Annotated in this window: 21 protein-coding genes and 2 tRNA genes; 6 read left to right on the top strand and 17 right to left on the bottom strand. The window is 60.9% G+C overall.

The features are described 5' to 3' along the window. Window positions 1-85 precede the first annotated feature (85 nt). The 13 genes from truB to rlmE form a co-directional block, all read right to left on the bottom strand. Entirely contained in the window at window positions 86-1,012 is a 927-nt protein-coding gene (gene truB / locus ACUN9V_RS13100) for a tRNA pseudouridine(55) synthase TruB (RefSeq protein WP_445511711.1), read from the bottom strand. Further along, window positions 1,012-1,479, bottom strand: coding sequence for a 30S ribosome-binding factor RbfA (gene rbfA, locus ACUN9V_RS13105; RefSeq protein WP_445511712.1), 468 nt, complete (start codon window positions 1,477-1,479; stop codon window positions 1,012-1,014). Before rbfA ends, truB begins: the two co-directional genes overlap by 1 nt. 66 nt (window positions 1,480-1,545) lie before the next feature. Next, complete coding sequence (gene infB, locus ACUN9V_RS13110; RefSeq protein ID WP_075560510.1) at window positions 1,546-4,071, bottom strand: translation initiation factor IF-2; 2,526 nt, start codon at window positions 4,069-4,071, stop codon at window positions 1,546-1,548. 27 nt (window positions 4,072-4,098) lie between these two features. Beyond that, the gene (nusA, locus tag ACUN9V_RS13115; RefSeq protein WP_439303032.1) at window positions 4,099-5,592 is read right to left on the bottom strand and encodes a transcription termination factor NusA; all 1,494 of its coding nucleotides are present in this window, start codon (window positions 5,590-5,592) and stop codon (window positions 4,099-4,101) included. 108 nt (window positions 5,593-5,700) lie between these two features. Further along, window positions 5,701-6,162, bottom strand: a complete 462-nt coding sequence (rimP, locus tag ACUN9V_RS13120) for a ribosome maturation factor RimP (protein WP_075560508.1) — start codon at window positions 6,160-6,162, stop codon at window positions 5,701-5,703. Between the two features lie 175 nt (window positions 6,163-6,337). Continuing rightward, window positions 6,338-6,414: transfer RNA gene (locus tag ACUN9V_RS13125), tRNA-Met, on the bottom strand. 151 nt (window positions 6,415-6,565) lie between these two features. Continuing rightward, window positions 6,566-6,652, bottom strand: a tRNA-Leu gene (locus ACUN9V_RS13130). Window positions 6,653-6,736: 84 nt separating this feature from the next. Next, window positions 6,737-7,117: a preprotein translocase subunit SecG gene (secG, locus tag ACUN9V_RS13135; protein ID WP_075560507.1), complete on the bottom strand. Its 381-nt coding sequence runs from the start codon at window positions 7,115-7,117 to the stop codon at window positions 6,737-6,739. A 4-nt stretch (window positions 7,118-7,121) separates the two neighbouring features. Next, the gene (tpiA, locus tag ACUN9V_RS13140; RefSeq protein WP_445511713.1) at window positions 7,122-7,871 is read right to left on the bottom strand and encodes a triose-phosphate isomerase; all 750 of its coding nucleotides are present in this window, start codon (window positions 7,869-7,871) and stop codon (window positions 7,122-7,124) included. 78 nt (window positions 7,872-7,949) lie between these two features. Then, entirely contained in the window at window positions 7,950-9,335 is a 1,386-nt protein-coding gene (gene glmM, locus ACUN9V_RS13145; protein ID WP_445511714.1) for a phosphoglucosamine mutase, read from the bottom strand. Continuing rightward, window positions 9,332-10,246 carry a dihydropteroate synthase gene (folP, locus tag ACUN9V_RS13150; protein WP_445511715.1) on the bottom strand — a complete coding sequence of 305 codons (915 nt, stop codon included), beginning with the start codon at window positions 10,244-10,246 and terminating at the stop codon, window positions 9,332-9,334. Before folP ends, glmM begins: the two co-directional genes overlap by 4 nt. 158 nt (window positions 10,247-10,404) lie before the next feature. Beyond that, window positions 10,405-12,372 (bottom strand): ATP-dependent zinc metalloprotease FtsH, encoded by a 1,968-nt coding sequence (gene ftsH / locus ACUN9V_RS13155; protein ID WP_110693131.1) that lies wholly within the window; start codon window positions 12,370-12,372, stop codon window positions 10,405-10,407. Window positions 12,373-12,462: 90 nt separating this feature from the next. Beyond that, a complete protein-coding gene (rlmE, locus tag ACUN9V_RS13160) occupies window positions 12,463-13,140 on the bottom strand; it encodes a 23S rRNA (uridine(2552)-2'-O)-methyltransferase RlmE (protein ID WP_445511716.1) in 678 nt (225 codons plus the stop codon). A 360-nt stretch (window positions 13,141-13,500) separates the two neighbouring features. Between rlmE and yhbY the strand changes: the two genes are divergently transcribed. Beyond that, a complete protein-coding gene (yhbY, locus tag ACUN9V_RS13165; protein WP_075560501.1) occupies window positions 13,501-13,827 on the top strand; it encodes a ribosome assembly RNA-binding protein YhbY in 327 nt (108 codons plus the stop codon). Window positions 13,828-14,047: 220 nt separating this feature from the next. Here the strand turns inward: yhbY and greA are convergent, their stop codons facing one another. The 4 genes from greA to dapB all read right to left on the bottom strand — a co-directional run bounded on the left by greA (window position 14,048) and on the right by dapB (window position 20,252). Next, on the bottom strand, window positions 14,048-14,524 hold the full coding sequence (greA, locus tag ACUN9V_RS13170) for a transcription elongation factor GreA (protein ID WP_075560500.1): 477 nt from the start codon (window positions 14,522-14,524) through the stop codon (window positions 14,048-14,050). Next, window positions 14,517-17,750 carry a carbamoyl-phosphate synthase large subunit gene (carB, locus tag ACUN9V_RS13175; RefSeq protein ID WP_110693133.1) on the bottom strand — a complete coding sequence of 1,078 codons (3,234 nt, stop codon included), beginning with the start codon at window positions 17,748-17,750 and terminating at the stop codon, window positions 14,517-14,519. The genes greA and carB overlap by 8 nt, the downstream gene beginning before the upstream one ends. A 150-nt stretch (window positions 17,751-17,900) precedes the next feature. Further along, window positions 17,901-19,058, bottom strand: coding sequence for a glutamine-hydrolyzing carbamoyl-phosphate synthase small subunit (gene carA / locus ACUN9V_RS13180; protein ID WP_075560498.1), 1,158 nt, complete (start codon window positions 19,056-19,058; stop codon window positions 17,901-17,903). Between the two features lie 384 nt (window positions 19,059-19,442). Beyond that, window positions 19,443-20,252 (bottom strand): 4-hydroxy-tetrahydrodipicolinate reductase, encoded by an 810-nt coding sequence (gene dapB / locus ACUN9V_RS13185; protein WP_445511717.1) that lies wholly within the window; start codon window positions 20,250-20,252, stop codon window positions 19,443-19,445. A gap of 640 nt (window positions 20,253-20,892) precedes the next feature. On the opposite strand from dapB, the gene ACUN9V_RS13190 reads away from it, so the two are divergent. The 5 genes from ACUN9V_RS13190 (at window position 20,893) to ACUN9V_RS13210 (ending at window position 26,708) form a co-directional block, all read left to right on the top strand. Further along, on the top strand, window positions 20,893-21,660 hold the full coding sequence (locus tag ACUN9V_RS13190) for an SDR family oxidoreductase (protein ID WP_445511718.1): 768 nt from the start codon (window positions 20,893-20,895) through the stop codon (window positions 21,658-21,660). Beyond that, window positions 21,546-22,484: a GntR family transcriptional regulator gene (locus tag ACUN9V_RS13195; RefSeq protein ID WP_445511719.1), complete on the top strand. Its 939-nt coding sequence runs from the start codon at window positions 21,546-21,548 to the stop codon at window positions 22,482-22,484. Before ACUN9V_RS13190 ends, ACUN9V_RS13195 begins: the two co-directional genes overlap by 115 nt. 99 nt (window positions 22,485-22,583) lie before the next feature. Next, window positions 22,584-23,585: a TRAP transporter substrate-binding protein gene (locus ACUN9V_RS13200; protein ID WP_445511720.1), complete on the top strand. Its 1,002-nt coding sequence runs from the start codon at window positions 22,584-22,586 to the stop codon at window positions 23,583-23,585. Between the two features lie 76 nt (window positions 23,586-23,661). Beyond that, entirely contained in the window at window positions 23,662-25,527 is a 1,866-nt protein-coding gene (locus ACUN9V_RS13205) for a TRAP transporter large permease (protein ID WP_445511721.1), read from the top strand. A 122-nt stretch (window positions 25,528-25,649) separates the two neighbouring features. Beyond that, window positions 25,650-26,708: an esterase-like activity of phytase family protein gene (locus ACUN9V_RS13210; protein ID WP_445511722.1), complete on the top strand. Its 1,059-nt coding sequence runs from the start codon at window positions 25,650-25,652 to the stop codon at window positions 26,706-26,708. The last annotated feature ends 47 nt before the right edge of the window (window positions 26,709-26,755 follow it).

The raw sequence follows: 26,755 nt of genomic DNA on the forward strand, positions 1-26,755 counted from the left end.
CATATTTGCAGCCTCCCGGTTAACCGTCACGAAGACGGGCGCATCGAAGCGATGCTGACAGCATGTCCGTCTGGCCCCAAAAGGCTCAGCTCGGCTCCGCTGCTGTCGTGTCGACCAGACGTCGAGGAGTCACTTCCCCCGGCGCGGTCATCTCGACCAATCCCAGAAAGGATTCGTCGCGATAGAGTCTTGCGGTTGCTCCCGGTGCCAATTGGCTTTCCGGTACCGCCGCCCGCTGACCCAGAAGCAGGCTATGCGCCACGCTTTCCGCGACCTCGAGCGTCGGAAGATGGGCGAGCATGACATCGACCGGCAATAGCTGCGCCAGTCGTTGTTCATCGCTCATCGCCTCGAGTGCCTCGAAGGATAGCCGCCCTTTACTGCCGAACGGTCCTGTTTCCAGGCGCTCCAGCGCGGTGATGTGGGCGCCGAAACCCAGTTCGGCTCCGATATCCTCGGCCAGCGTCCGAATGTAGGTGCCCTTGCTGCAGCGAACCTGCAACCAGAGACCATCGGGCTCCCAGCCGAGCGGGCGCATATCATATATCGTCACGCGTCGCGGCGCACGTTCAACCGTTTCGCCCTGACGCGCAAGCTCGTAGAGTTTGCGCCCCTGATGCTTCAGCGCCGAATACATCGGCGGGATCTGCTCGATCTCGCCGCGGAAACGCTCGAGGGCGGCTTCGACCGCGTCATGATCCAGTCTCGAAGGCAGCGACCGGCGCTCAACCACTTCACCTTCTGCATCGCCGGTGGCAGTCACTTCACCGAATTTGATTCGGGTACGGTAGACCTTGTCGGCTTCGAGCAGGTGAGCGGAGAACTTGGTCGCCTCCCCCAGGCAGACCGGCAACAAGCCGGTTGCCATCGGGTCCAGCGTGCCGGTGTGCCCCGCCTTGCGTGCCTGAAACAACCGCCTGGCACGCTGGAGCGCATGATTGCTCGATACGCCCTTGGGCTTGTCGAGCAGCAGCACCCCATTGATGGGCAACCCCTTACGACGCCGAGCCATCAGCGCGACTCTCCATCCTCTTTCCGAGACTCGCTATCGTGAGCCTCGTCTTCCAGAGTGTCTTCTTCGAGAGCCCCGTCTTCCGGAGTCACCTCGCCGCCTTCCGGCGGACGGTCCCTGCCGACGGCTTCATCGATCAGGGCCGACAGCTTGTGCCCGCGTACCACGCTTTCATCGTAGTGAAAACGTAGCTCGGGAACGTGACGCAGCTTGATCCGACGCGCGATCTGGGAGCGCAGAAACCCGGCCGCCCGCTTGAGCACGGCCATGTTTTCCTTGACCCGCTCCGGATCGTTCTCGCCCAGAAGCGTCACGTAGATATCGGCGTAACCCAGATCGCGACTGACCGTTACCGAGCTGACCGTGACCATCCCCAGACGCGGATCCTTGATCTCGCGCTGGATCAGCACGGCCAGCTCCTGCTGTAGCTGGTCGGCGACCCGGTCGGTTCGTTTGAATTCGCGCATCGTTGCCTCTCGAGATCCCGCAAGCGCCTATGTCGTAAAACGCAGGCACCCGCGGGATCCTGTCACTTACAGGGTACGCTCGACCTTGACCTGATCGAAGACCTCGATCTTGTCGCCGACCTGGACGTCGTTGTAGTTCTTGACGCCGATACCGCACTCCATGCCGTTGCGCACTTCGTTGACGTCATCCTTGAAGCGACGCAGGGATTCCAGCTCGCCTTCGTAGATGACCACGTTGTCGCGCAGGACACGGATCTTCTTGTTGCGGTGCACGGAGCCCTCGACGACCATACAGCCGGCGATGGCACCGATCTTCGGCGCCTTGAACACATCGCGCACTTCGGCAATACCGACGATCTCTTCTTTCCACTCCGGTGCCAGCATGCCACTCATGGCCTGCTTGACCTCGTCGATCAGCTGGTAGATGACGCTGTAATAGCGCAGATCCAGCCCTTCACGTTCGACGATTTCGCGAGCAGAGGCGTCGGCACGGACGTTGAAGCCGACCAGAATCGCTTCACTGGCGAGCGCCAGGTTAGCGTCGGTTCCGGTGATACCGCCGACCCCGGAGGAGACGACCGCGACCTGAACTTCGTCGGTGGAGAGTTCTTCCAGTGCGCCACGGATCGCTTCCAGCGAGCCCTGCACGTCGACCTTGAGGACGACGTTGACCTTGGCGACATCGCCTTGGCCCATCTGGCTGAACATGTTCTCCAGCTTGGCCTTCTGCTGCCGTGCGAGACGAACTTCGCGGTACTTGCCCTGGCGGAAGTTGGCGATTTCACGCGCCTTCTTCTCGTCGGTGAGCACCATGAAGTCTTCGCCGGCTTCCGGCGTACCGTCGAGACCCTGGATCTCGACCGGCATGGCCGGGCCCACCGACTCGACCTGCTTGCCGAGTTCGTTGGTCAACGCCCGGACACGGCCATAATGCAGGCCGGCGAGGACGATATCGCCACGCTTGAGCGTACCGTTCTGTACCAGCACCGTTGCCACCGGACCGCGGCCCTTGTCGAGGCGCGATTCGACCACCACACCCTTGCCGGGCGCTTCGGGAACGGCCTTGAGCTCGAGCACTTCGGAAACCAGCAGTACCGCTTCGAGCAGCTGATCGATGCCGTCACCGGTTTTCGCCGAGACCGACACGAACTGGGTATCGCCGCCCCACTCTTCGGAAATCACGCCGTGCTGAGACAGCTCGTTGCGAATCCGATCGAGATCGGCGCCTTCCTTGTCGATCTTGTTGATCGCGACGACCAGCGGCACGTTGGCGGCCTTGGCGTGCTCGACGGCTTCGACCGTCTGCGGCATGACACCATCGTCCGCCGCGACGACCAGGATGACGACGTCGGTCGCCTGGGCACCACGAGCACGCATGGCGGTAAACGCTGCGTGACCCGGGGTATCCAGGAAAGTGACGCCACCATGTTCGCCTTCGACGTGGTACGCCCCGATATGCTGGGTGATACCACCGGCTTCGCCAGTCGCGACCTTGGTCCGACGGATGAAGTCGAGCAGCGAAGTCTTGCCGTGGTCGACGTGACCCATGACGGTCACGACCGGCGAACGGGTGATCTCGTCGCCTTCATAGGAGATGCCTTCGAGCACTGCGGTCTCGAGCGCATCTTCCTTGACCAGCTTCGGCTTGTGCCCCATCTCCTCGACCACGATCGCGGCAGTGTCCTGATCGATGGTCTGGTTGATGGTGACCGCCGCGCCCATGTTGAACATGGCCTTGATCACTTCGTTGGCCTTGACCGACATCTTGTCCGCCAGCTCGGCAACGCTGATCGACTCCGGCAGGGCGACTTCGCGCACGATCGGCTGAGTCGGACGCTGGAAGCCGTGCTCGTTGTCGCTGCGACCGCGGCGACTGCCGCGACGCTCGGCACGCTTGACCTTCTTGGCACCGGTACCGCGACGACGCTCGGAGCGATCATCATTGTCGTCACGACGTCCGCGGCGACCCTGATCACGCTCCTTGTCCTTCTTCGGATGGGCGCGACGATTCTCGGTACGCGGTTCCTTGGGCGGCGCCTCGACGAACGGCTGACTGTTGGAAGTCGGCTCGTTGTCCTCGACCTGCGGCTCCTGAGAAATATCGGCACCTGGCGCCTGCGGCTCGGGAGCCGGTGCGGCGGCCTTGTTGGAGACCTCCTGGCCGGCACTTTCCTGAACCGACTCGTTGGCCACCTCGGCGCTGGACTGCTGGTCAGCCTGCTGCTGCGCCTGGTCGGCCATGTCGCCAACCAGCTGACGCGGCCCGCTCTCCTCGGCCGGTGCTTCCTCGACCGGTTCCGCATCCCGCTTGACGTAGGTCCGCTTCTTGCGCACCTGCACCTCGATGGTCTTGCCGCGCTCGCCCGAACGGATCTTGCTGCGGGTGTTGCGCGTCAAGGTGATGCGATTGCGCGGGCCGCGGCCACCACCGTGACTCTTGGTCAGGTGATCGAGCAGACGTTGCTTGTCTTCTTCGGAGACCGCGTCGCTTTCTTTCTGATGCGGCAAACCCGCATCCTTCATCTGTTCAAGCAAGCGGGACACATCGCGTCCCACCTTGCCGGCAAACTCTTCTACGGTCATGTCTGACATTACGACCCTCCTGAACCCGTGACCACGTTACTCTTCGCTCTGAAACCAAGGCGCACGGGCAGTCATGATCAGTGCCGCTGCGCGCTCCTCGTCCACGTCGTCGATATCCTTCAAATCCTCGATGGACTGTTCTGCGAGGTCCTCCATGGTGACGATGCCACGGCTGGCAAGAATGAAAGCCAGGTGGCGGTCCATGCCGTCCATCGTGAGAAGGTCTTCGGCGGGCTGAGCGCCGTCCAATTGCTCTTCCGACGCGATGGCCAAGTTGAGAAGCTCATCCTTGGCTCGTGCACGAAGTTCCTCGACCAGATCCTCATCGAACTCTTCGATCTCCAGCATCTCTTCGAGCGGCACATAGGCCAGCTCTTCGATCGTCGTGAACCCTTCCTCGACCAGGATACGGGCAACGTCTTCGTCGATCTCGAGATGGTTGATGAAATATTCGACCAGGCTGTCGACTTCCTGCTCGCGTTTACCCTCGGCTTCATCGACGGTCATGACGTTGAGCGTCCAGCCCGTCAACTCGCTGGCGAGCCTGACGTTCTGTCCGCTACGACCGATGGCCTGAGCGAGGTTGTCTTCGCCAACGGCGACGTCCATCGAATGGGCGTCCTCGTCGACGAGGATGGAAGCGACTTCCGCCGGCGCCATGGCATTGATCACCAACTGCGCAGGGTTGTCGTCCCATAATATGATGTCCACGCGCTCGTTACGCAGCTCGTTGGACACCGCTTGCACGCGTGAACCACGCATGCCGACACAGGCACCGACCGGATCGATGCGCCTGTCATTGGTCTTGACCGCGATCTTGGCACGCGCACCCGGATCCCGGGCGGCCCCCTTGATCTCGATCAATTGTTCGGCAATTTCCGGCACTTCGATCTTGAACAGCTCGACCAGTACACCCGGCTTGGTCCGCGACAGAATCAGCTGAGAGCCGCGTGCTTCCGCATCGACCTTCCACAGCAGCGCGCGCACCCGCTCGTTCATGCGGTAACGCTCGCCGGGAATCATCTCGCCTCGCGGCAGAAACCCTTCGGCATTCTCGCCAAGATCAATGATCAGGCCATCACGTGTCGTTTTCTTGACGATACCCGCCACCAGCTCACCTTCCCGCTCGGTGTACTGCTTGACGATCTGGGCCCGCTCTGCCTCGCGCACCTTCTGCACGATGACCTGTTTGGCGGTCTGGGCGGCGATCCGTCCGAACGCCACCGACTCGACCTGATCTTCGATGACATCGCCTGCTGCCAGCGGGGGCTCGCGTTTTTCCGCCTCGGACAGCGGCACTTCGCGATCTTCACTGAGATACTCTTCGTCTTCGACCACGACCCAGCGGCGGAAAGTATCGTACTCGCCGGTGCGGCGATCAATCTGAACGCGAATGCTGACGTCCTGGCCTTCGAAACGCTTGCGCGACGCGCTGGCCAACGCCGCCTCGACCGCCTCGAAAATGACGTCTCGGGGCACGCTCTTCTCATTGGAGATGGCGTCAACGACCAGCAGTATCTCTTTGCTCATGGCTATGCCTCGCCGAAAAACCGGTTCTTGATCTCGAATAACTGAGTCGGTCTCGAATGAATGAGTCAGTCTCGAACAACTGGATTATCGAATAACAGGTGATCGAAATCAGTCGTCGAACTGCGGGACGACGCGAGCCTGATCGATGCTTTCGATGGGAAAGCAGTATTCTTCCGAGTCCATGTGCAGCAGCACTTCGTCGCCGTCGATACCGGCCAAGCGCCCCTGAAACTTGCGCCGACCATCAAACGCGGTGCGTAGCTTGAGCTGCACCACCTGGCCGCGAAAGCGCGAAAAATGATCAAGCGTATAAAGTGGGCGATCGAGTCCTGGAGAGGAAACCTCCAGGCTGTAATTGCCCGGGATGGGATCTTCGACATCCATGACGCCGCTGATCTGGCGACTGACGCCAGCGCAATCATCGACCGAGATGCCGTTGGGGCTATCGATATAGACCATCAGCTTGGAGTGCTTACCCTGAGCCAGATAATCGAGGCCCCACAGCTCGAAGCCCATGGCGGTAACCACCGGCTCGATGAGCGCATACAGTGCTGCGTCCTTGGTGACCACAAACGACTCCTACAGCAGTTGCATCAGGCACCTGACCGGGAGTTGAGAGACATGCAAGGTGCTAGGTGGCTGACTGGCATTGGCGTCAGCAGCGACGTCGACAACGACAACACGTTGAAAACGACAGAGCCGCTAACAAAAAGCCCCTTCTCAGGAAGGGGCCTTTCAAAAAACTTGGTAGCGGGGACCGGATTTGAACCGATGACCTTCGGGTTATGAGCCCGACGAGCTACCAGACTGCTCCACCCCGCAACATCAGGTTGGCGATTATAGAAACGACCTTGAGATGGGTCAAGGAAGGCCGTGATATCGCCCGATTCTTTTTACCGACATCGGCAAGCGGAATCGTCTTGCTGAAACTTTTGCTTTATCGCCCGACTTACCGAATCGGCAAGCTTGGCGATGGTGCCGAAGGCGGGACTTGAACCCGCACGACCATAAGGTCACTACCCCCTCAAGATAGCGTGTCTACCAATTCCACCACTTCGGCATCAGGGGTGTGTAGCACCGAAACGCTACACCAATCTCGCAACATCTACAGGTCTAGCTAAACGTAGCGAGTTTTCCTTTCCACTCAAGGATTTGACGATTCCTGACCGCCACCTTCCTCGAGTGCTGGCGCAGCATTATTCCCGCTTTGGGCACCATCGTCAAGCGAAGGCGCGCCATTTTGTTGCTGCTCGATCACTTGAGCGTCGGGAATACCACTTTGCGGCGCATTGCCCGCGTTGGTGGCGAAGTACGCGAGCCCCAGCGACGTGACGAAAAACAGCGCCGCCAGACCACCTGTCAGCTTGGACAGAAACCCGCCGCTACCGCGCGAACCGAAGACGGTCTGCGAGGAACCGCCGCCAAAAGCCGCGCCCGCTTCGGCTCCCTTGCCCTGCTGCAGCAGGACAAACACCACCAGAGCGATGGCGGCCAGAACGTGAACCAACAAAATTGCTATTTGCATGAAATCAACCTGCTGACTGACAAATCGCTATAAAATCGTCGACCTTGAGCGACGCTCCGCCGATCAGGCCGCCGTCGATATCTTGCTGCGCGAGCAACGCCCGTGCGTTATCCGCACTCATGCTGCCGCCGTAAAGCAGACGCAGCGACTCAGCCAACTCACGGTCGAAGCCGGCCTGATAGGCGCGAATCGCGGCCATCATCTGCTGAGCCTGCTCCGGTGTCGCAGTACGTCCGGTACCGATGGCCCAGACGGGCTCGTAAGCAAGCGTCATCTGGCGCCGCTGACTCGGCTCGAGCCGGGCCATGACGTAGCCTACCTGGCGCAACACGACTTCCTCGGAGTGGCCGGCATCGCGCTCTTCGAGCGTCTCGCCCACGCACAGGATCGGGCTGATCCCGGCCTGAAGCGCCGCGACCACACGCTCGTAAACCTGCTCGTCGCTTTCCTGAAAGAGCTGGCGACGCTCGGAGTGGCCAACCAGCACGTACTCGACCCCGAATTCGCCGAGCATCTGGCCGCTGACTTCACCGGTGCGCGCACCGGAGGACAACGGATTCAGCGTTTGCGCACCCAGGCCGAGAGGCGTGTCCGAGAACGCGCGGCGCGCGGCATCGAGGTAGGGAAACGGAGGATGGATCACCACGTCGACTGGCGACGGCAACTCAATCTCGGCGAATGCTCGACCAAACGTCTCGACCAATCCCGCCGAGCCGTTCATCTTCCAGTTACCCGTGATCAACGGCTTGCGCATGCAACCTCCCATCGGTGGTGCGACATGGTATAAGAGCCTTGACAGCAAGACAACAAGTGCCGCCGGCTATCTCGTGGTTCAGGCGATCAAGGTTTCGACGCTATCGGCGATCCGCTGGGCCATGGCTTGAACATCGAATCGTGGCCGTCCTTCCACCATGACCCGGATCAACGGCTCCGTGCCCGACGGGCGCAACAACACCCGACCGCTACCGCCCAGCTCATCCTCGACCGAACTTACCGTCTGGCGCAGCGCCTGGCTGTCCAACAGCGTTCTGGCATCGAAGCCCGCGGGCAGTCGAACATTGATCAGCGACTGCGGCGCCTTCTCGAAGCCATCGAGCAGCTGCTCCAGCGGCGCGCCTTCTCGCATCATCACCGCCAGCACCTGCAGCGCGGCGACGATTCCGTCACCGGTCGTCTGTACGTTGCGGCAGACGATGTGGCCGGACGCCTCGCCCCCCAGCAGCCAATCGTTGGCGAGCAGCCGTTCGACCACATATCGATCGCCCACCTTGGCCCGCTCGAAGGGGATGCCCTGTTTTTCGAAAGCCGCCGCCAGACCGAAGTTGGTCATGAGCGTACCCACAACCCCGCCATTGAGCTTGCCCCGGGCGTGCAGATCCCGCGCGATGATATAGAGAATCTCGTCGCCGTCCACCAGCTTGCCGTGGCGATCGATCAGCAGCACCCGGTCGCCGTCGCCGTCAAAGGCGATACCCAAATCGGCCTGGCGGGCCAGCACGGCTTCGCTCAAGCGCCCGGTATGCGTCGAGCCTACGTCCTGGTTGATATTGAGACCGTCGGGCTCGCCGCCGATCACGCTGACGTCGGCTCCCAGCTCGCGAAAGACATTGGGTGCGATGTGATAGGTCGCCCCGTGGGCGCAGTCCAGCACGATTCGCAGGCCGTGCAGCTCGAGACGATTGTGGACCGTGGATTTGCAGAATTCGATATAGCGTCCGGCGGCATCGTTGATCCGGACCGCCTTGCCGAGCTGATTCGGCGCCATCGTCTCCAGCGGTCTATCCAGCTCGTTCTCGATCTCCGTTTCGACCTCGTCGGCGAGCTTCAGCCCTTCCGCCGAGAAGAACTTGATGCCGTTGTCCTGGTACGGATTGTGCGACGCGGAGATCACGATGCCAGCATCGGCACGAAACGTCCGGGTCAGATAGGCGATACCCGGCGTCGGCATGGGGCCCAGCAACGACACATCGGCACCGGCGGCCGACAATCCTGCCTCCAGCGCCGATTCGAACATGTAACCCGAGATCCGCGTGTCCTTGCCAATGATCACCTTGGGCCGCGTCGACTGGGAAAACTTGTGCCGCGCCTGATGACCGGAGAGCTTGCGGGCCAGCACCCGACCCATCGCCCAGCCCAGCTTGAGCATGAAATCGGCAGTGATGGGATACTCGCCGACGGTCCCACGAATGCCGTCGGTACCAAAATAACGTCTACTCATGATCGCTCCGTTCCTGAAGCTGGTCGTTCCTGAAGCTGGTCGTTCCTGAAGCAAGGTCGCTCCTGAAGCACAGTCCAAGCCATATTGATTGCATCCACCGTGGAGGCGACATCGTGCGCTCTGACGATTTTAGCGCCCCGTTCCACCGCCATCACCGCCAAGGCCAATCCGCCGGGGAGTCGCTGGTCGACGGGGCGACCCAATGTCTGGCCGATCATGCTCTTGCGCGACATACCCACCAAGAGCGGCAACTCCAACGCCATCAGCGATTCCAGCCGATTGAGCAGTTGCAGATTATGCTCGAGGGTCTTGGCAAAACCGAACCCGGGATCCAGCAGCAGCCGCTCGCGCCCAATTCCCGCCGCCTCGCAGGCCGCCACTCTTTCGCGGAGAAAATCGGCCACGGCGATTTCGACCGGCCGCTCGTAATGGGGGGCCTGCTGCATCGTCCGCGGCTCACCCAGCATATGCATGAGACAGACCGGCAGCTCGGTGGCCGCCGCTGCCGCCAGAGCGCCGGGGCGAGTCAGCGAGCGCACGTCGTTGATCAAGCCGGCGCCCGCCTGGGCGATCTCGCCAATCAGTTCGGGGGTGCTGGTATCGACCGATACCAGCGCATCGAACTCCGACACCAGCATGTCGACCACCGGCAGCACGCGATCACGCTCGACATCCAGCGGTACGGCCTCGGCACCCGGACGAGTCGATTCTCCACCGACATCGAGGATAGCCGCTCCCTCGTTCAGCAGGCGCTCGGCGTGACGTCGGGCGGCGTCCAGGCCGTTGTGTCGGCCACCATCCGAAAACGAATCCGGCGTCACGTTGAGAATACCCATCACGCAGGGGCGCGAAAGATCGAGAGTGTGATGACCGCAGCGCAGGCGAGCGCCGACGGGTGCCGGGTCAGTCATGAAAATCCGTACTCGCAAAAACGCCCACTCTAGGCAGGCCGGGATCGTCGCGCAACTGGCTCGAAACGCGACAAGGCGCCATTTCTGACGCCCTGTCGCAATTGCTGTCGCTTCCTTATTCGAAGCACTGTTCTTTCAAGGCAGGCATGCCGGGGCACTTACAGGCCCGTGGGGCCACCCAGCGGATCGGACGGGCGACGGCTGTCGGACTCATCGTCCGCGGCACCATCTTCCTTCGGCTGCGGCTCGGGATCGTCGACGGGTCGACCGGAACCCGAGGTCGGGCCGTCGTCGCCCCAATCCTTCGGCGGGCGTGGCTTGCGGCCTTCCATGATGTCCTTGAGCTGCAAGGCATCGATGGTTTCGTACTGCATCAACGCTTCCGCCATCAGGTCGAGCTTGTCACGATTGTCCTCGAGGATCTTGCGCGACATGGCATAGCACTCGTCGATGATCCGACGCACTTCCTTGTCCAGACGGGTCGAGGTCTCGCCGGAGCTCAGCTTGCCACCACCCTGGCCCGGACCGCCGAGGAACTGATGCGACTCGTCCTCGTCGTACATCAGCGGCCCCATCTCTTCGGACAGGCCCCACTTGGCGACCATGCTGTGCGCGAGCTCGGTGGCACGCTTGATATCGTTGGAAGCACCGGTGGTGACGCCATTCGGCCCCAATGTCATCTCTTCGGCAATACGTCCGCCAAACAGCGAGCAGAGCTGACTGATGATCTGCTGACGGGAGTAGCTGTAACGATCTTCTTCCGGCAGGAACATGGTCACGCCCAACGCTCGGCCGCGCGGAATGATGGTGACCTTGTAGACCGGATCGTGCTCGGGCATCACCAGACCGATAATGGCGTGGCCGGACTCGTGATAAGCGGTATTGAGCTTGTCCTTCTCCGACATGACCATGGAGCGCCGCTCGGAGCCCATCATAATCTTGTCCTTGGCCAGCTCCAGCTCTTCCATGCCGACGGTGCGACGATTGCGGCGCGCCGCGAACAGAGCCGCCTCGTTGACCAGGTTGGCCAGATCGGCGCCGGAGAAACCGGGCGTCCCGCGGGCAATGATGCTGGCCTGGACGCCGTCGGACATCGGCACCTTGCGCAGGTGAACGTTGAGGATATGCTCGCGCCCCCGAATGTCCGGCAGCGGTACGGTGACCTGGCGGTCGAAGCGGCCCGGGCGCAGCAGCGCCGGATCGAGCACGTCGGGGCGGTTGGTGGCGGCGATCACGATAATACCGTCGTTGGCTTCGAAACCGTCCATCTCGACCAGCAGCTGGTTCAACGTCTGCTCGCGCTCGTCATGACCACCGCCCATGCCGGAACCACGATGGCGACCGACGGCATCGATCTCATCGATAAAGATGATGCAAGGCGCCTGCTTCTTGGCCTGCTCGAACATGTCGCGGACACGGGAAGCACCCACGCCGACGAACATCTCGACGAAGTCCGAACCCGAGATGCTGAAGAACGGCACCTTGGCTTCACCGGCAATCGCTTTCGCCAACAGGGTCTTACCCGTGCCCGGCGGACCCACCATCAACACGCCGCGGGGAATCTGCCCACCCAGACGCTGGAACTTCGAAGGATCCTTGAGAAAGTCGACCAGTTCGACGACCTCCTCCTTAGCTTCGTCACAGCCGGCGACATCGGCAAAGGTGGACTTGATCTGGTCCTGGCTCAGCAGCTTAGCTTTCGACTTGCCGAAGCTCATCGGCCCGCCTTTGCCACCGCCACCGCCCTGCATCTGACGCATGAAGAAGACGAAGATGCCCAGAATCAGCAGGATCGGGAAGCTGGCAATCAGCAAGCGCGTCCACAGGCTCTGCTCTTCGGGCTTCTGGCCGACGACGGTGACGTCGTGCGCCAGCAGGTCGTCCATCAGCTTGGGATCCTGGGCTGCCGGGCGGATGGTCTGGAACTGCGTACCGTCGTCCCGCTCGCCATTGATGGTATAACCCTCAATGGTCACGCTGCGCACCTGGTCCTTCTGGACCTGCTGCACGAACTGTGAATAGCTCATCGTCTGCGGCGAGCTATCGACACTGAAATTGTTGAACACCGTCAGCAGTACAGCCGCGATGACCAACCAGAGAATTAGATTTTTCGCCATGTCGTTCAAGACACCACCCTCGTAGTACGAACCTTGCTGCCTGCGCTTGCCGTGATCTGACACTACACCAGATGGGGTCGCTCAACCACGCTTGCAAGCCTAGCCCTGAAATCCTTGCGCCAACAGGTAGACTTCCCGGGACCGAGCCCGTGACGCCTCCGGCTTGCGCGTTACCACCTTGCGGAAACTGCCTCGCAGATCCCGCAGGTAGTCATCGAATCCTTCGCCCTGAAAAACCTTGGCCAGAAAATGGCCGCCGGGCGATAACGTCTGCTTCGCCAGATCGAGCGCCAGCTCGACCAGATACATCGACTGTGGCTGGTCGATCGCCGCCATGCCGCTCATATTCGGCGCCATGTCTGACAGCACCAGATCGACACGGCGCTCACCGAGCTCGCCCAGAATCGCTGCCAGCACCTGCTCTTCGGTGAAATCGCCCTGAATGAAGCTGACACCGGCCAGCGCATCCATCTCCAGAATATCGGAGGCGATCACCATCCCCTCGGTGCCGACTTTCTCGGCGGCGACCTGACTCCAGCCGCCTGGCGCGGCGCCCAGATCGATCACCGCCATGCCGGGACGCAATAACTTGTCACGCTCGTCCAGTTCCAGCAACTTATAGCTTGCACGCGAACGATACCCATCCTTCCAAGACTGCTGAACATAGCGATCGTCGAAATGCTCTTTCATCCAGCCGGCGCTGCTTTTGCTTTGCCGCGTGGGAGAACCGACCTTGTCAGCGCCGGATGAGGAGCTAGAGCTGGAAGAGCGCGCCACTGATGATCACCTGGAAGAATAGTCGAGAAAGCGAAGAGCGGTAATGCGGGACTGGAGTGCAGCTCGCAAGCTGCCGGACACATCGACCGTGCCATGCCAGGACTGAGCCATTACAGGTATGAGCCATGTCGAGACTCAGCCATTGTAAGACTTAGCCATCACAGAACTGAGCCGTGTCAGGACTTGGCGATGCCCGGATCCGGCCATCCCAAATCGGGTCGTACCCGGACACGGCCGACGAGCAACGGCATCTTTCCTGTTGCCATCGAAACCCGTAACATGGCGCGTTTCGACAGTGCGGTGGTGAGACCGATTGCAGCACCGCTGTAAAATATCGCGAAGTCCAACGGTCAGATTACCATGAGCCTAACATCCGCACAAAAGAAAGCCTTTCGCAGCATCGGCCACCACCTGCAGCCGATTGTCACCGTGAGTGAAAACGGTCTGAGCGAAGGCGCCCAGCAGGAACTCGACCGCGCGCTGCGAGACCACGAGCTGATCAAGGTCAAGCTGGCGATTGCCGACCGCGAGGAACGCCAGGCGATGGTCGAAGAGCTGGTCGAGGCCTCCGGCGCAGAACTGGTCCAGACGCTGGGCAAGGTCGCCCTGCTCTATCGCCACAACCCCAAGGTCAATCCCAAGCTTTCCAACATCCAGCGCGCCGAGGAACATCACGGCCGGCACTGAACACGAAAGCCGCGAGCCGCGAAAACAGATGCTCCACAACGAGAGAAGCCGCGACACTGTCGCGGCTTCTCTCGCTTGCGGCCGCCTATCTTGCAAGCGCTTGCGAGCTAGGAACAAACGAGGCGAAAGCGGCCGAAACAGCGGAGTTTACGGGGTGTAAATCAGCATGCCGAGGCCGTTTTCAACGCCGTTTGGCCGACGCGCTGCTGCGCGTGAGCGGTCAAAGATGCTCGACGCCGGAGATCTCGTACTCCACATCGCCACCCGGCGTGCGGACGTTGACCACGTCGCCCGCCTGCTTGCCGATCAGCGCACGCGCAATGGGCGAAGTCACCGATATCTTTCCGTCCTTGATCCCGGCCTCGTCCTCGCCGACGATCCGATAGCGCACTTCTTCATCGGTCTCCAGATTGAGCAGCTCGACGGTGACACCGAAGATCACCTTACCGGTGTTGGGTATCTTGGCCACATCGATGACCTGAGCCAATGACAGCTTGCCCTCGATCTCCTGGATACGCCCTTCGATGAATCCCTGCTGCTCGCGGGCGGCATGATATTCGGCATTCTCCTTGAGATCGCCGTGCTCGCGGGCGACCGCAATGTCGTTGATGACTCGCGGACGCTCCACGCCTTTCAACTGCTCCAGCTCCTGACGCAAGGCCTGTTCGCCGTGGACGGTCATCGGGACCTTATTCATTGACTACTCCTGCATGCTGTTCCTGCAGCCGCCGCACCGTGATCTCGTTTCCGTACTCCAGCGCCATGCACACCGCACGCGCACCCGCCAGGGTCGTGGCATAGGGTACCTTGCGTGCCAGCGCCGTGCGCCGGATGACCGAGGAGTCGTTGATCGCCTGGCGGCCTTCCGTGGTATTCACGATATAGGCGATTTCGTCGTTCTTGAGCAGATCGACGATATGCGGACGGCCTTCAAAAACCTTGTTGACGACGGCAACGGACAGACCAGCCTCTTCCAGAGCCCTGGCCGTGCCACGTGTTGCCACTAAACTGAAGCCCAAGGCTAGCAGAGATTGAGCTACCTCGATAACACCCTGCTTGTCGGGTTCGCGTACCGAGAGGAACGCCTGGCGCTCGCCGGTCAATCGCGGAATCGCCTCGCCGGCCCCCAGCTGCGCCTTGTAGAACGCTTCCGCGAAGGTCGCACCGCTGCCCATCACCTCGCCGGTCGACTTCATCTCCGGCGACAGGATCGGATCGACACCCGGGAACTTGTTGAACGGGAACACCGCCTCCTTGACCGCGTAGAAATCCGGAATCAACTCGCGGGTGAAGTTCTGGTCGGCCAACGACTGGCCGGCCATGCAGCGCGCCGCGATCTGCGCCAGCGACGTGCCGATGCATTTGGACACGAACGGCACCGTACGCGAGGCGCGCGGATTGACCTCGATGATGTAGATTTCACCGTCCTGCCAGGCGAGCTGCACGTTCATCAGGCCGACCACGTTGAGCTCGACGGCCATGCGCTTGACCTGCTCGCGCATCTCGTCCTGCACCTCCATCGGCAACGAGTAGGGCGGCAGCGAACACGCCGAGTCGCCGGAGTGCACGCCGGCCTGCTCGATATGCTGCATGATGCTGCCAATGACGACCTGCTCGCCGTCACTGACCGCATCGATATCGATCTCGATGGCGGCATTGAGGAAGTGATCCAGCAGTACCGGCGAATCGTTGGAGACCTTGACCGCATGGGTCATGTAGCGCTCGAGCTCTTCGGCGGTATAGACGATCTCCATGGCCCGGCCGCCGAGCACGTAGCTCGGCCGCACGACCAGCGGATAGCCGATCTTCTCGGCCTTGGCGAAGGCATCTTCGAAACTGCGCGCGGTGGCGTTGGGCGGCTGCTTGAGACCCAGCTTGTCGATCATCTGCTGGAAGCGCTCGCGATCCTCGGCGCGATCGATGGCGTCCGGCGTGGTACCGATGATCGGCACGCCGGCGGCTTCCAGGGCCCGCGCCAGTTTCAGCGGCGTCTGACCGCCGAACTGCACGATCACCCCGACCGGCTTCTCCTTGTCGGCGATCTCGAGCACGTCTTCCAGCGTGACCGGCTCGAAGTAGAGTCGATCGGAGGTGTCGTAGTCCGTGGAGACAGTTTCCGGGTTGCAGTTGACCATGATGGTCTCGTAACCATCCTCGCGCATGGCCAGCGCCGCATGCACGCAGCAGTAGTCGAACTCGATCCCCTGGCCGATCCGGTTGGGCCCGCCGCCCAGCACCATGATCTTCTGGCGATCCGTGACCTCCGCCTCGCACTCTTCCTCGTAGGTCGAATACATGTAGGCGGTATCGGAAGCGAATTCAGCCGCGCAGGTATCGACCCGCTTGTAGACCGGGCGGATATCGAGCTGCTGACGGCGCTGACGGAATTCACTCTCGGAGACGCCCAGCAGTGTGGCCAGGCGCGCGTCGGAAAAGCCCTTGCGCTTGAGACGGTAGAGCTCATCGGCACTCAGATCGTGCAGTGAGCGCTTGGTAACGGCCGCCTCGGTCAGAATCAGATCCTCGAGCTGGACCAGGAACCAGCGGTCGATATGGGTCAGCGCGAAGATCTCGTCGACGCTCATGCCGCTGCGCATGGCATCGCCAATATAGAAGATGCGGTCGGCGCCGGCGGCCTGCAGCTCGCCCTTGATCAGCGCCATGTTTTCCGGGCCGAAGTCGGAGACTTTCGGATCGAGGCCGTCGGCACCGATTTCGAGGCCGCGCAGCGCCTTGTGCATCGACTCCTGGAACGTCCGCCCGATCGCCATCACCTCGCCCACCGACTTCATCTGCGTGGTCAGACGATCGTTGGCCTGGGGGAACTTCTCGAAGGTGAAGCGTGGAATCTTGGTCACGACATAGTCGATCGACGGCTCGAAAGACGCCGGCGTGGCGCCGCCAGTGATGTCATTCTGCAGTTCGTCCAGGGTGTAGCCCACCGCCAGCTTGGCGGCGATCTTGGCGATCGGGAAACCCGTCGCCTTGGAGGCCAGCGCCGACGAACGCGACACCCGCGGGTTCATCTCGATCACGACCATGCGCCCGGTGTCCGGGTCGACGCCGAACTGGACGTTGGAACCCCCGGTCTCGACACCGATCTCGCGCAGCACCGCAAGCGATGCGTTACGCATGATCTGGTACTCCTTGTCGGTCAGCGTCTGCGCTGGCGCGACGGTGATGGAGTCGCCGGTATGCACGCCCATCGGGTCGAAGTTCTCGATCGCGCAGACGATGATGCAGTTGTCGTTCTTGTCACGAACGACCTCCATCTCGTACTCCTTCCAACCCAGCAGCGACTCGTCGATCAGCAGCTCGTGGTTGTTGGAAAGCTCGAACCCGCGATCGCAGATCTCCTCGAACTCCTCCTTGTTATACGCGACGCCGCCACCGGAACCGCCCATGGTGTAGGAGGGGCGGATGATCACCGGGAATCCGAGCGTTGCCTGGATTCTCCACGCTTCATCCATGCTGTGGGCGACTTCGGCCTTGGGACACTCGAGACCGATGTTCTTCATCGCCTTGTCGAACAGATCGCGGTCTTCCGCCTTGTTGATGGCATCGGCGTTGGCGCCGATCATCTCCACGCCGTACTTCTCGAGCACGCCGTGCTTGTCGAGTTCCAGCGCGCAGTTGAGCGCGGTCTGGCCGCCCATGGTCGGCAGGATCGCCGACGGCCGCTCGCGCTCGATGATCTTCTCCACCGTCTGCCAGGTGATCGGCTCGATGTAGGTGGCATCCGCCATCACCGGATCGGTCATGATGGTCGCCGGATTGGAGTTGACCAGGATGACGCGATAACCCTCTTCGCGCAGCGCCTTGCAGGCCTGGGCCCCGGAGTAGTCGAATTCGCACGCTTGCCCGATGACGATGGGGCCGGCGCCGATGATCAGAATGCTGTCGAGATCCGTACGTTTTGGCATGCGCTAACACTCGTCGAAAATGGTGGTGTCGGCGGCTGGCGCCGACCCAGGATGACTAAATTCCAAACTGCCGCTGAGGGCGTGAGCGACTCGTCGCTGATGGATCATGCGACCTGTCGCTGAAGGCTCATGCGACCTGCCGCTGACGGCTCAGGCGACCTGCCGCTGACGGCTCTGCATCATCGTCACGAACCGATCGAACAGCGGCGAGACATCGCGCGGCCCGGGGCTTGCCTCGGGGTGGCCCTGGAAGCTGAACGCCGGACGATCGGTCAACTCGATCCCCTGGAGGGTGCCATCGAACAGCGAGCGGTGCGTGGTTCGCACGTTGGCGGGCAGCGTGGTCTCGTCGGCGGCAAAGCCGTGATTCTGACTGGTGATCATCACCTGCCCCGAGTCCAGATCCTGGACCGGATGATTGGCGCCGTGATGGCCGTGGTTCATCTTCACGGTCTTGGCGCCGGCGGCCAGCGCCAGCAGCTGATGACCCAGGCAGATGCCGAATACCGGAACGTCGGTCTCGAGAATCTCGCGAATCGCCGTGATCGCGTAATCGCAGGGCTCGGGATCGCCCGGTCCGTTGGCCAGGAAGACGCCGTCCGGGTTCATCGCCAGCACTTCGGCGGCCGGGGTCTGCGCCGGCACCACGGTCAGGCGGCAGCCGCGGGACGCGAGCATGCGCAGGATGTTGTGCTTGACCCCGTAGTCGTAGGCGACCACGTGATAGGGGCGCTCAGCGCTGGCGGTATCGGCATATCCCTGACCCAAAGCCCATTCGCCCTCGGTCCACTGGTAGCTGGACTGGCAGGAGGCTTCCTTGGCCAGATCCATGCCCTTGAGCCCCGGAAAGGCCTGGGCAGCCGCCAGAGCCCGCTCGACGGCGTCATCGCCCTGAGCTTCTGCACCGGCCAGAATGGCCCCGTCCAGCGAGCCCTTGCTGCGCAGAATGCGCGTCAGCCGACGGGTATCGATATCGGCGATGCCAATGACGTTCTGCGCGGCGAGATACTCGGAGAGCGATGTGGTGCTGCGGAAATTGCTGGCGATCAGCGGTAGATCACGAATCACGAGGCCGGCCGCGCAGATGCGGGTCGACTCGACGTCTTCGAGGTTGATGCCGGTGTTGCCGATATGCGGGTAGGTCAGGGTCACGATCTGTCGGGTGTAGGAAGGGTCGGTGAGAATTTCCTGATAACCGGTCATGGCGGTATTGAAGACCACCTCCCCGCTGGTTCGTCCATCGGCTCCGATCGCAGTACCGTGAAATACACTACCGTCTTCAAGAGCCAGTATCGCGGGTCTGTTCAAGGCAACATCCTCCTTCACTGGTCATCAAACTGGATATCAAAACACGCCCATCAACACATGGCGTCTAGGCCTGGCATCACGCCCTCACTTCGTATTGACCGTCCAAGCCGCCGCAAGGTCGTAAAAAAGCGGGACGAAATCCGGTAAGACCGGTTTCATCCCGCTTCATTATGCTGATTGCCGCATCGAGAGCGGCGAATCTTCAATCTCTGGGGCAATCTTGATGCCCGCAGCGCTGGCCCGGCCAAATTGGCGAAATGATACCGGAAACCGACTTCCGGCTCCAGTGAAGATCGCGATTCATCACCATGCCGCGCCGGCTTGCTCTTCCACGCCACCGGTTTTCCGCGCCACCCGGCTCCGCAAGCTCAGGTCTTCGCAACGCTAGTCTTTCAAGCCCAGTACATCCTGCATGTCGTAGCGACCTGCCGGACGCCCGGCCAGCCACGCCGCCGCACGCACGGCGCCATTGCCGAACGTCAGCCGACTCGAGGCCTTGTGGGTGATTTCGATACGCTCGCCCTCGGCCGCGAACAGCACCGTGTGCTCGCCGACGATATCGCCGCCACGCACCGTGGCGAAGCCGATCTCCTGGGGATCCCGCGGCCCCACCTGGCCAACCCGCTCGAATACGCCGTGCGTCTTCAGATCGCGACCCAGCGGTTCGGCTACCGCCTCGCCCAGCATCAGCGCGGTTCCGGAAGGCGCATCGACCTTGTGACGATGGTGCGCCTCGATCACTTCGATGTCGTAGCCAGCATCACCCAGCGCCCTGGCCGCGGTCTTGAGCAGATTCACCGTCAGGTTGATACCCGTGCTCATGTTGGCGGCAAACACCATCGGCACTCGCGCGGCAAAACCGTCGAGAGCCTTCAGCTGACTTTCATCGAGGCCTGTCGTACCGATCACGATCGCCTTGTCGTTGTCGGCGCACCAGGCGAGGTTCTCCAGCGTCAACGCCGGGGTGGAGAAGTCGATCAGTACGTCGAAATCGTCTCTCGCCTCATCCAGCGAGCCCAGCAAGGTGACGCCGAGCTTGCCGAGTCCGGCCATTTCGCCGGCGTCGCACCCCAGCAGCGAACTCTCCGGGCGCACGATCGCCGCGCCCAGCTTCGCGGCGTCGCTGTGGTGTGTGGCTTCCAGCAAGATACGCCCCATCCGGCCTGCCGCCCCCATGATCGCAATCCGCGTCATGCTTCCTCCCGTTGCGTCGCCCTGGTTTGGTTTGGCGCAGATTCACCGCGCCGATGACCGTCATTGGCAGCAGTATATCAATGCCACACCCCCGCGCCTCCAACGAACGCCGTCATTCGTTCGTGTTTCGAGTCGAGCGCTAGAAAAATTGAAGACAGGATCGCCAGGACCTGCTTTTAAAAAAGTGCATCTAGGCAAGCTTGCAGCTGACCCAGAAAACCCGGCAGGCGACTAAATTATCGGGAGAACGATAAACGCGCTAAATAAAACCTGCCGCGTATCGAGTGCCATCAGACATGACAAGGGACAATGATTCGGCCCTATAAAGACTAAACTTTAGCCTCATAAACCAAAGCCTAACGCACATAAAATCCTTTGGAATCAAACTCTAACAACAAAGTCACGAAAAGGAAAAGCGCCGCCATCGAGATCGACCCAAAGTCTGTTTGACGCCATTTGGCGGCGCTGTTATTCCTGATATATCAAAAAATATCACAGCGAAATCGGCATCACTAAGTCGTCATATTCGGGTTAACCGGACAGCATCTACCGTTTCGCTGGGAGATTGATTCTTCAACACGCAGGAAAAGAATGGCGATAGGCGCTTCATGAACTCAATCGAAAAACAAGGAAGTCGCGAATGTCGATTCAGCTATTCAACCTGACCGGAAAGACCGCACTGGTGACGGGTTCGTCGAGAGGCTTGGGCCGCGCTTTCGCGGAAGGTCTGGCATCCGCCGGCGCCAAGGTCATTCTCAACGGTATCAACGAGGAACGGCTCTCCATTACCGCTGAAGAGATGTCTCAGGCGGGTCATGAGGTCCAGATTGCCGCCTTTGACGTCACCGATGATCACGCCGTCAAGGAGGCCTTCAACCGGTTCGATAACGCGGGAATCACGATCGACATTCTAATCAATAACGCCGGCATTCAGTTTCGTAAACCCATGCTAGAGCTCGAAACCGCCGACTGGCAGCGAGTTCTCGATACCAATCTGACCTCGGCGTTCGTGGTCGGTCGTGAAGCGGCCAAACGCATGGTCGAACGCGGCCATGGCAAGATCATTAACATCGGCTCACTGACCAGCGAACTCGCGCGCGCCACGGTCGCCCCGTATACCGTGGCCAAGGGCGGCATCAAGATGCTGACCAAGGCCATGGCGGCGGAATGGGGCGGCTTGGGCCTTCAGGCCAACGCCATTGGCCCCGGTTATATGCTGACCGACATGAACGAGGCATTGACCGCCAATGCCGAATTCGACGCCTGGGTCAAAGGGCGAACGCCGGCGGGACGATGGGGCAGGCCAGAAGAGCTTATCGGAACCGTGTTGTACCTGTCATCCCAGGCTTCCGACTATATCAACGGGCAAATTATCTACGCCGACGGCGGCATGATATCGGTGCTTTAAAAGCGGGATTTCGACTGAAAACTCAGCCGTACCGCAGCTTATATTGCCCCACTGTTCCATTATCGACCGGACCCGACATCATGCCAGATGGCCAGGACATAGCGTTACCGGTGCCTCAGGACAAAGGCCGCGACAATAAGAGCCTGCTGGAGCACGCTTACAAGGAAATCGAAGAGCTGATAGTTACCTGTCGGCTAAGACCCGGTAGTTATCTGCGAATTCGAGATCTTCAGGATATGACAGGCTATAACCGCATGCCGGTCTATCAGGCGGTAACCCGACTGGCCTCGGACACGCTGATCACGATACGACCCCGTCAAGGTGTTCAGATCGCGCCCGTCGACCTGCCGCGAACGGCGATTTTGCTCAAGCTTCGACGAGATATGGAGCGATTTCTCGTCACGCTGGCCTGCGAAAAATCTTCACCGCAACAGCGAACCCTGTTGGGCCAGATTTCCCAGGCCATGGAAGAGCAGTCAGCTTCGATGTCGCTCTCGACGTTCAATCGTTTCGATCTTCAAATCGACGCGCAGATACTGAAAATCTGTGACGAACCCTTTCTGGAGTACTCGTTGCGGCCCTTGCACACCATGTTTCGTCGAATCGGATGGATCTATCACACGCACGCCAAACCGAACCAGGATCTGGCCGACACCGTTCACGGTCATCTCGGGGTTCTGCGAGCCGTTCTTGCTCAGGATGCGCAGGCGGCAGCCAAGGCTTCGGATCGTCTGATGGATTTCATGGGCGCGACCGTGAACGCCATCGAGCGAAACGTCGATCCGAAGCTTCTGAACGTGGGTCTGGAGTTGGATACGGTCTAATCATCCGCCGACGTCAGGCTCACCAACAATAAAAACAGCCTTTTCCTACAAAAATTCAATCGATCGACACATCAGCATAAACTCCCAGAGGGACATGACATGACGACACATACCATCCTGAAACACGCTCCCCGTCTTGCCGCGGTATCCTTCGGCGTTGCCATGGCCATGGGTAGCATTTCCGCCAGCGCGGCACAGTACAATGCGAAACTGTCACTGGACGTTCCCGAGGGAAATACCAAGTACAAGGCCGCTCAGGAGTTTGCCGACCTGGTCCGTGAACGCACCGACGACAACGTGGATATCAAGCTATTTCCCAACAGCGTTCTGGGAGGAGAAACCGAGTCCGCAGAAGGCATCCGGCTGGGCTCCGTGCAGATGGGGATCATCACCAGCTCGGTGCTGTCATCCTGGGTGCCCGAGGTCCAGGTCCTGGATCTTCCCTACGTCATTACCGACGAAGCCAACGCTACGGCGCTCAGCGAGCCACTTACCGAAGCGCTCTCCTCGAGCTTCGAGGATCAGGGCTTTCATCTGCTCGGCTTCACCGTCAACGGTGTGCGTGAACTGATGAGCAGCTTCCCGATTCACTCCATCGACGACATTCAGGGTAAAAAGATGCGCGTCATCCAGAGCCCATTGCATGTGGACGCGTGGAGAGAAGCCGGGGCCAACCCGACGCCGGTTCCGGCACCCGAAATCTACAATTCCATGCAAACTGGCGTCATTGACTTCTTCGACAATACGGCAACCAATTATTTGACGAATCGCTTCTATGAGGTCGCGCCTTACTATGTAAAAACCGACCATATCTATGCCATGGGCACCTGGGTCGTCGCACAGAACTGGTGGAAGCGGCTCCCCGAAAACTACCAGCAGGCGATCACCAAGGCGGCGCTCGAGGTCCAGTCCCATGTCCCGGAAATGCGTCAGAAGGATGACGAGGAAGCGCTGAAACAGACGGTCGCTGATGGCGCCACCATCATCGATATCGACGACAAGACACCGTGGATGGAAGCGATGGCCCCCGTACGGGACAAGTACATCGATCAGATTCCCAACGGATCCGAACTGGTCGAACTGATTCGCAACGCCAAGTAAGCTTTCGCGCCACCCAGGCCGGGCCTGGGTGGCGCACCTGTCATTGACGATCGATCCCTTTCCTGGAGGTGGCATCATGGCTGCCGATCAACCCGCTCTCTCCTCTGCAATATCGCTGCTCGATCGATCGGCAGCTCGCCTGGAAGGTCTCGTCCGGCTTTCCGTATTCACCATCCTGGTTGCGATGTCCGTCGCGGTTCTCACCGGGGTCATCGCCCGCTATGTGTTCAACAGCTCCTTTTCGTGGACCGAAGAATTCGCCATCTGGTGCTTCACCTGGCTGATTTTCCTGGGCGCAGCGCTGGGCGTGCGGCGCAGTCGTCATGTCGTGGCGGATCTGCTGCCTCTGGCGCGGCTGCCAATGGTGCAAGCACTGCTCGAGCCAGTAGCCACCATGCTATTGGCGCTGACGTTGATCATGATGTATTCGGGAGGCATGCAGCTGACCGATATGGTCGGGGGGCTGAGCGCCAGCCTGCAATGGCCCAAATCCATCAAATATGCCGTGATTCCCGCATCGGCTCTCATTTCGCTGGGATTCCTGCTGGTCCGCCGCGTCGACTCTCTGCAGGGTTGTCTACGCAACCTCGTGTGCATCGGCGTCGCCTGGCTACTGTTCCAGTGGATCGACGCCGGCGGCCTCGCCTTTCTGGGCGGCTTTTCACCCAGTCTCGTGATGCTCGCGGCATTCTTTCTGGCGATCGCCATCGGCGTGCCCGTGGCTTTCGCTCTGGTACTGGCCGTCTTCATTGCCAGCTCGGCGTCTTTTATCCTGCCGCCTCCCGCTGTCGTTCAGAATATGGTGACCGGCTCGACCAAATTCATTCTTCTGGCCATTCCCTTCTTTCTGTCGACAGGATATCTGCTGAATCTCGGCGGGCTGTCCGCTCGATTGATCGAGTTTGCCGTCTCTCTCGTGGGCCATTTCCGTGGCGGCCTTGCACACGTCAATATCCTCAACAGCCTGATGGTGGGCGGCATCTCCGGTTCGTCCAGTGCCGATGCCGCCAGCAGCACCAAAATCCTCGTTCCCGAGATGGTCAAGCGCGGCTATTCGCCGGCTTTCTCCTGTGCCGTCAGTGCTTCTTCGGCGATATTGCCCAATGTCGTGCCCCCGGCCATCGCCATGCTGGTCTATGCCTCCGTTGCCAACGTCTCGGTGGCCAAGTTGTTCACGGCAGGCGTTCTACCGGCGGTCTTGATCGCGCTGGCCCTGATGGGCGTCGCCTATGCCATTTCGGTTCGACGCGACTATCAGTCCTCCAGTCAGCACGCCCCGTGGCTGACCGTGCGTAACAGCTTTCTCAGGGCACTCCCCGTGTTGGTCATCACCGTCGGCGTATTGGGCGGAATTCGCTTCGGGATCATAACGGCCACCGAGGCAGGCGTCGTCGCCCTCTTCTGGACCTTTATCCTGGGCAAAATGGTGTTCAAGGAGTACGGCTGGAAAACGTTCTACCGTGCTTTCAGTGACTGTGCCATGGATGCAGCCCTGATCGGATTCATCATCGCGTCGTCGGTACCTTTTGCCTGGATCCTGATTGCCGAGCAGGTGCCTCAGGCGATCGTCGGCTGGGCCGGTACGGCGGCAGAAGGGCCGCTGGGGCTCTTTTTCATCCTCATTCTCGTGCTGGTGGCTGCAGGCATGTTCCTGGACCTCACTCCAGCCATGCTGATCATCGCCCCGCTGTTCCTGCCCATGATGATCAATGCCGGTATCGACCCCATCCAACTGGGCATCATCATGATCGTCACGCTGCAACTCGGCGGCGTCTCGCCACCCGTGGGACTGCTGGTGTTCATCACGTCCCAGATTGCCAATGTGGCCCCTTCAGCCGTTTTTCGCGCCGTCATACCCTTCGTCCTGGCGACGATGTGCGTCGTGATCCTGCTTTGCGCGTTTCCCTCTCTGACCATCGGGCTATGGGGCCTGCTGGAATGAGTGGAGGGAAGTCGAAGCCTGCCTACGCCGCGCTGGCCCCCTTACGGGGCCAGCGGTTGTCATCAACGAATCGGGGATTGTGGATATACTGACTGGCAGTCACGGTCGAAGGAAAAGCGCTCATGTCGCTGTCATCTCTCAGGCTTGCCACAATCATCGCATGGCTGGGGCCGGTGTTGCTCGCCGGCTGCAGCGCCGTGCCTCAGCGAACGGCTCTTGCGCCGGTCGATCTGCTGGCGAGCACGCCCAACATCGACTGGTGTGGAACGTTGGCGCTGCCCGGGGAGTGGCAGGACGGCACGCCGGTCGGCGGACTGTCCGACCTCGGCTGGGATGACGACGAAGCGATGCTGTTTCTGATTTCCGACCGCGGCTGGCTGCATCGCGCCCGTCTGACGTTCAGCGGCAGCGGCGAGCTGCGCGATTACGAACCGCTGGATACTTACCCGCTACGCGGCGAGGACGGCGCCATTCTGGCAAGTGCCGGTAGCGACGCCGAAGCGTTGACGCTCGAGAACGCCGACGACGGCATCCGCGGCAACACGCAACTGGTGATCGGCTTCGAAGGCCCCGCGGCGGGTAAGGCGGAAAGTCACGCGGCGGGCGAGATGGAAAGCCATGCGGCGGCGGGTGCAGAAAGCGACGCTCGCTGGCAGCGTTTCCTGCCCTCGGGCCTCGCCAGCGAGCCGCCGCACTTTCCGGCCGGTCTGTCGGGCGTCGAACCCAACGGCGGGCTGGAGGCTATCGTCGCGCTTTCCGGCCACGGCCTCATCGGTGGCATCGAAACCCCACCCGATGGCTGGCCGGAGAAGCTCACCCGTCTATTCACCCTCGACGATCAGCACGAATGGCGCTATCCGTTGGCGGATAACGCCAACAGCGCGCTGACCGCCATGGAAAACCTGGACGGCGATCTGCTGACTCTTGAGCGCGCCTACACGCCGCCGGCCTCACTCGTGATCCGGTTACGCCGCGCCCATCTCGAGGCCGACGGCAGCGTGCGTGTCAGCGAACTGGCGCGACTCTCCAACAACGATGGCTGGTCGCTGGATAATTTCGAAGGCCTGACCCGAATCGGCGGCCACCGCTACCTGATGGTCAGCGACGACAATTTCAGTCTGATGCAGCGCACGCTGTTGACCTGCTTTGCCGTGACCGACGTAGACGGTGCAGGAGGCTGAGACGCAGGCTCCGCGAACGTCTGTAACGCTTGTCAGAAACGATGAAC

It is taken from the genome of Salinicola sp. V024 (genome assembly GCF_052645315.1).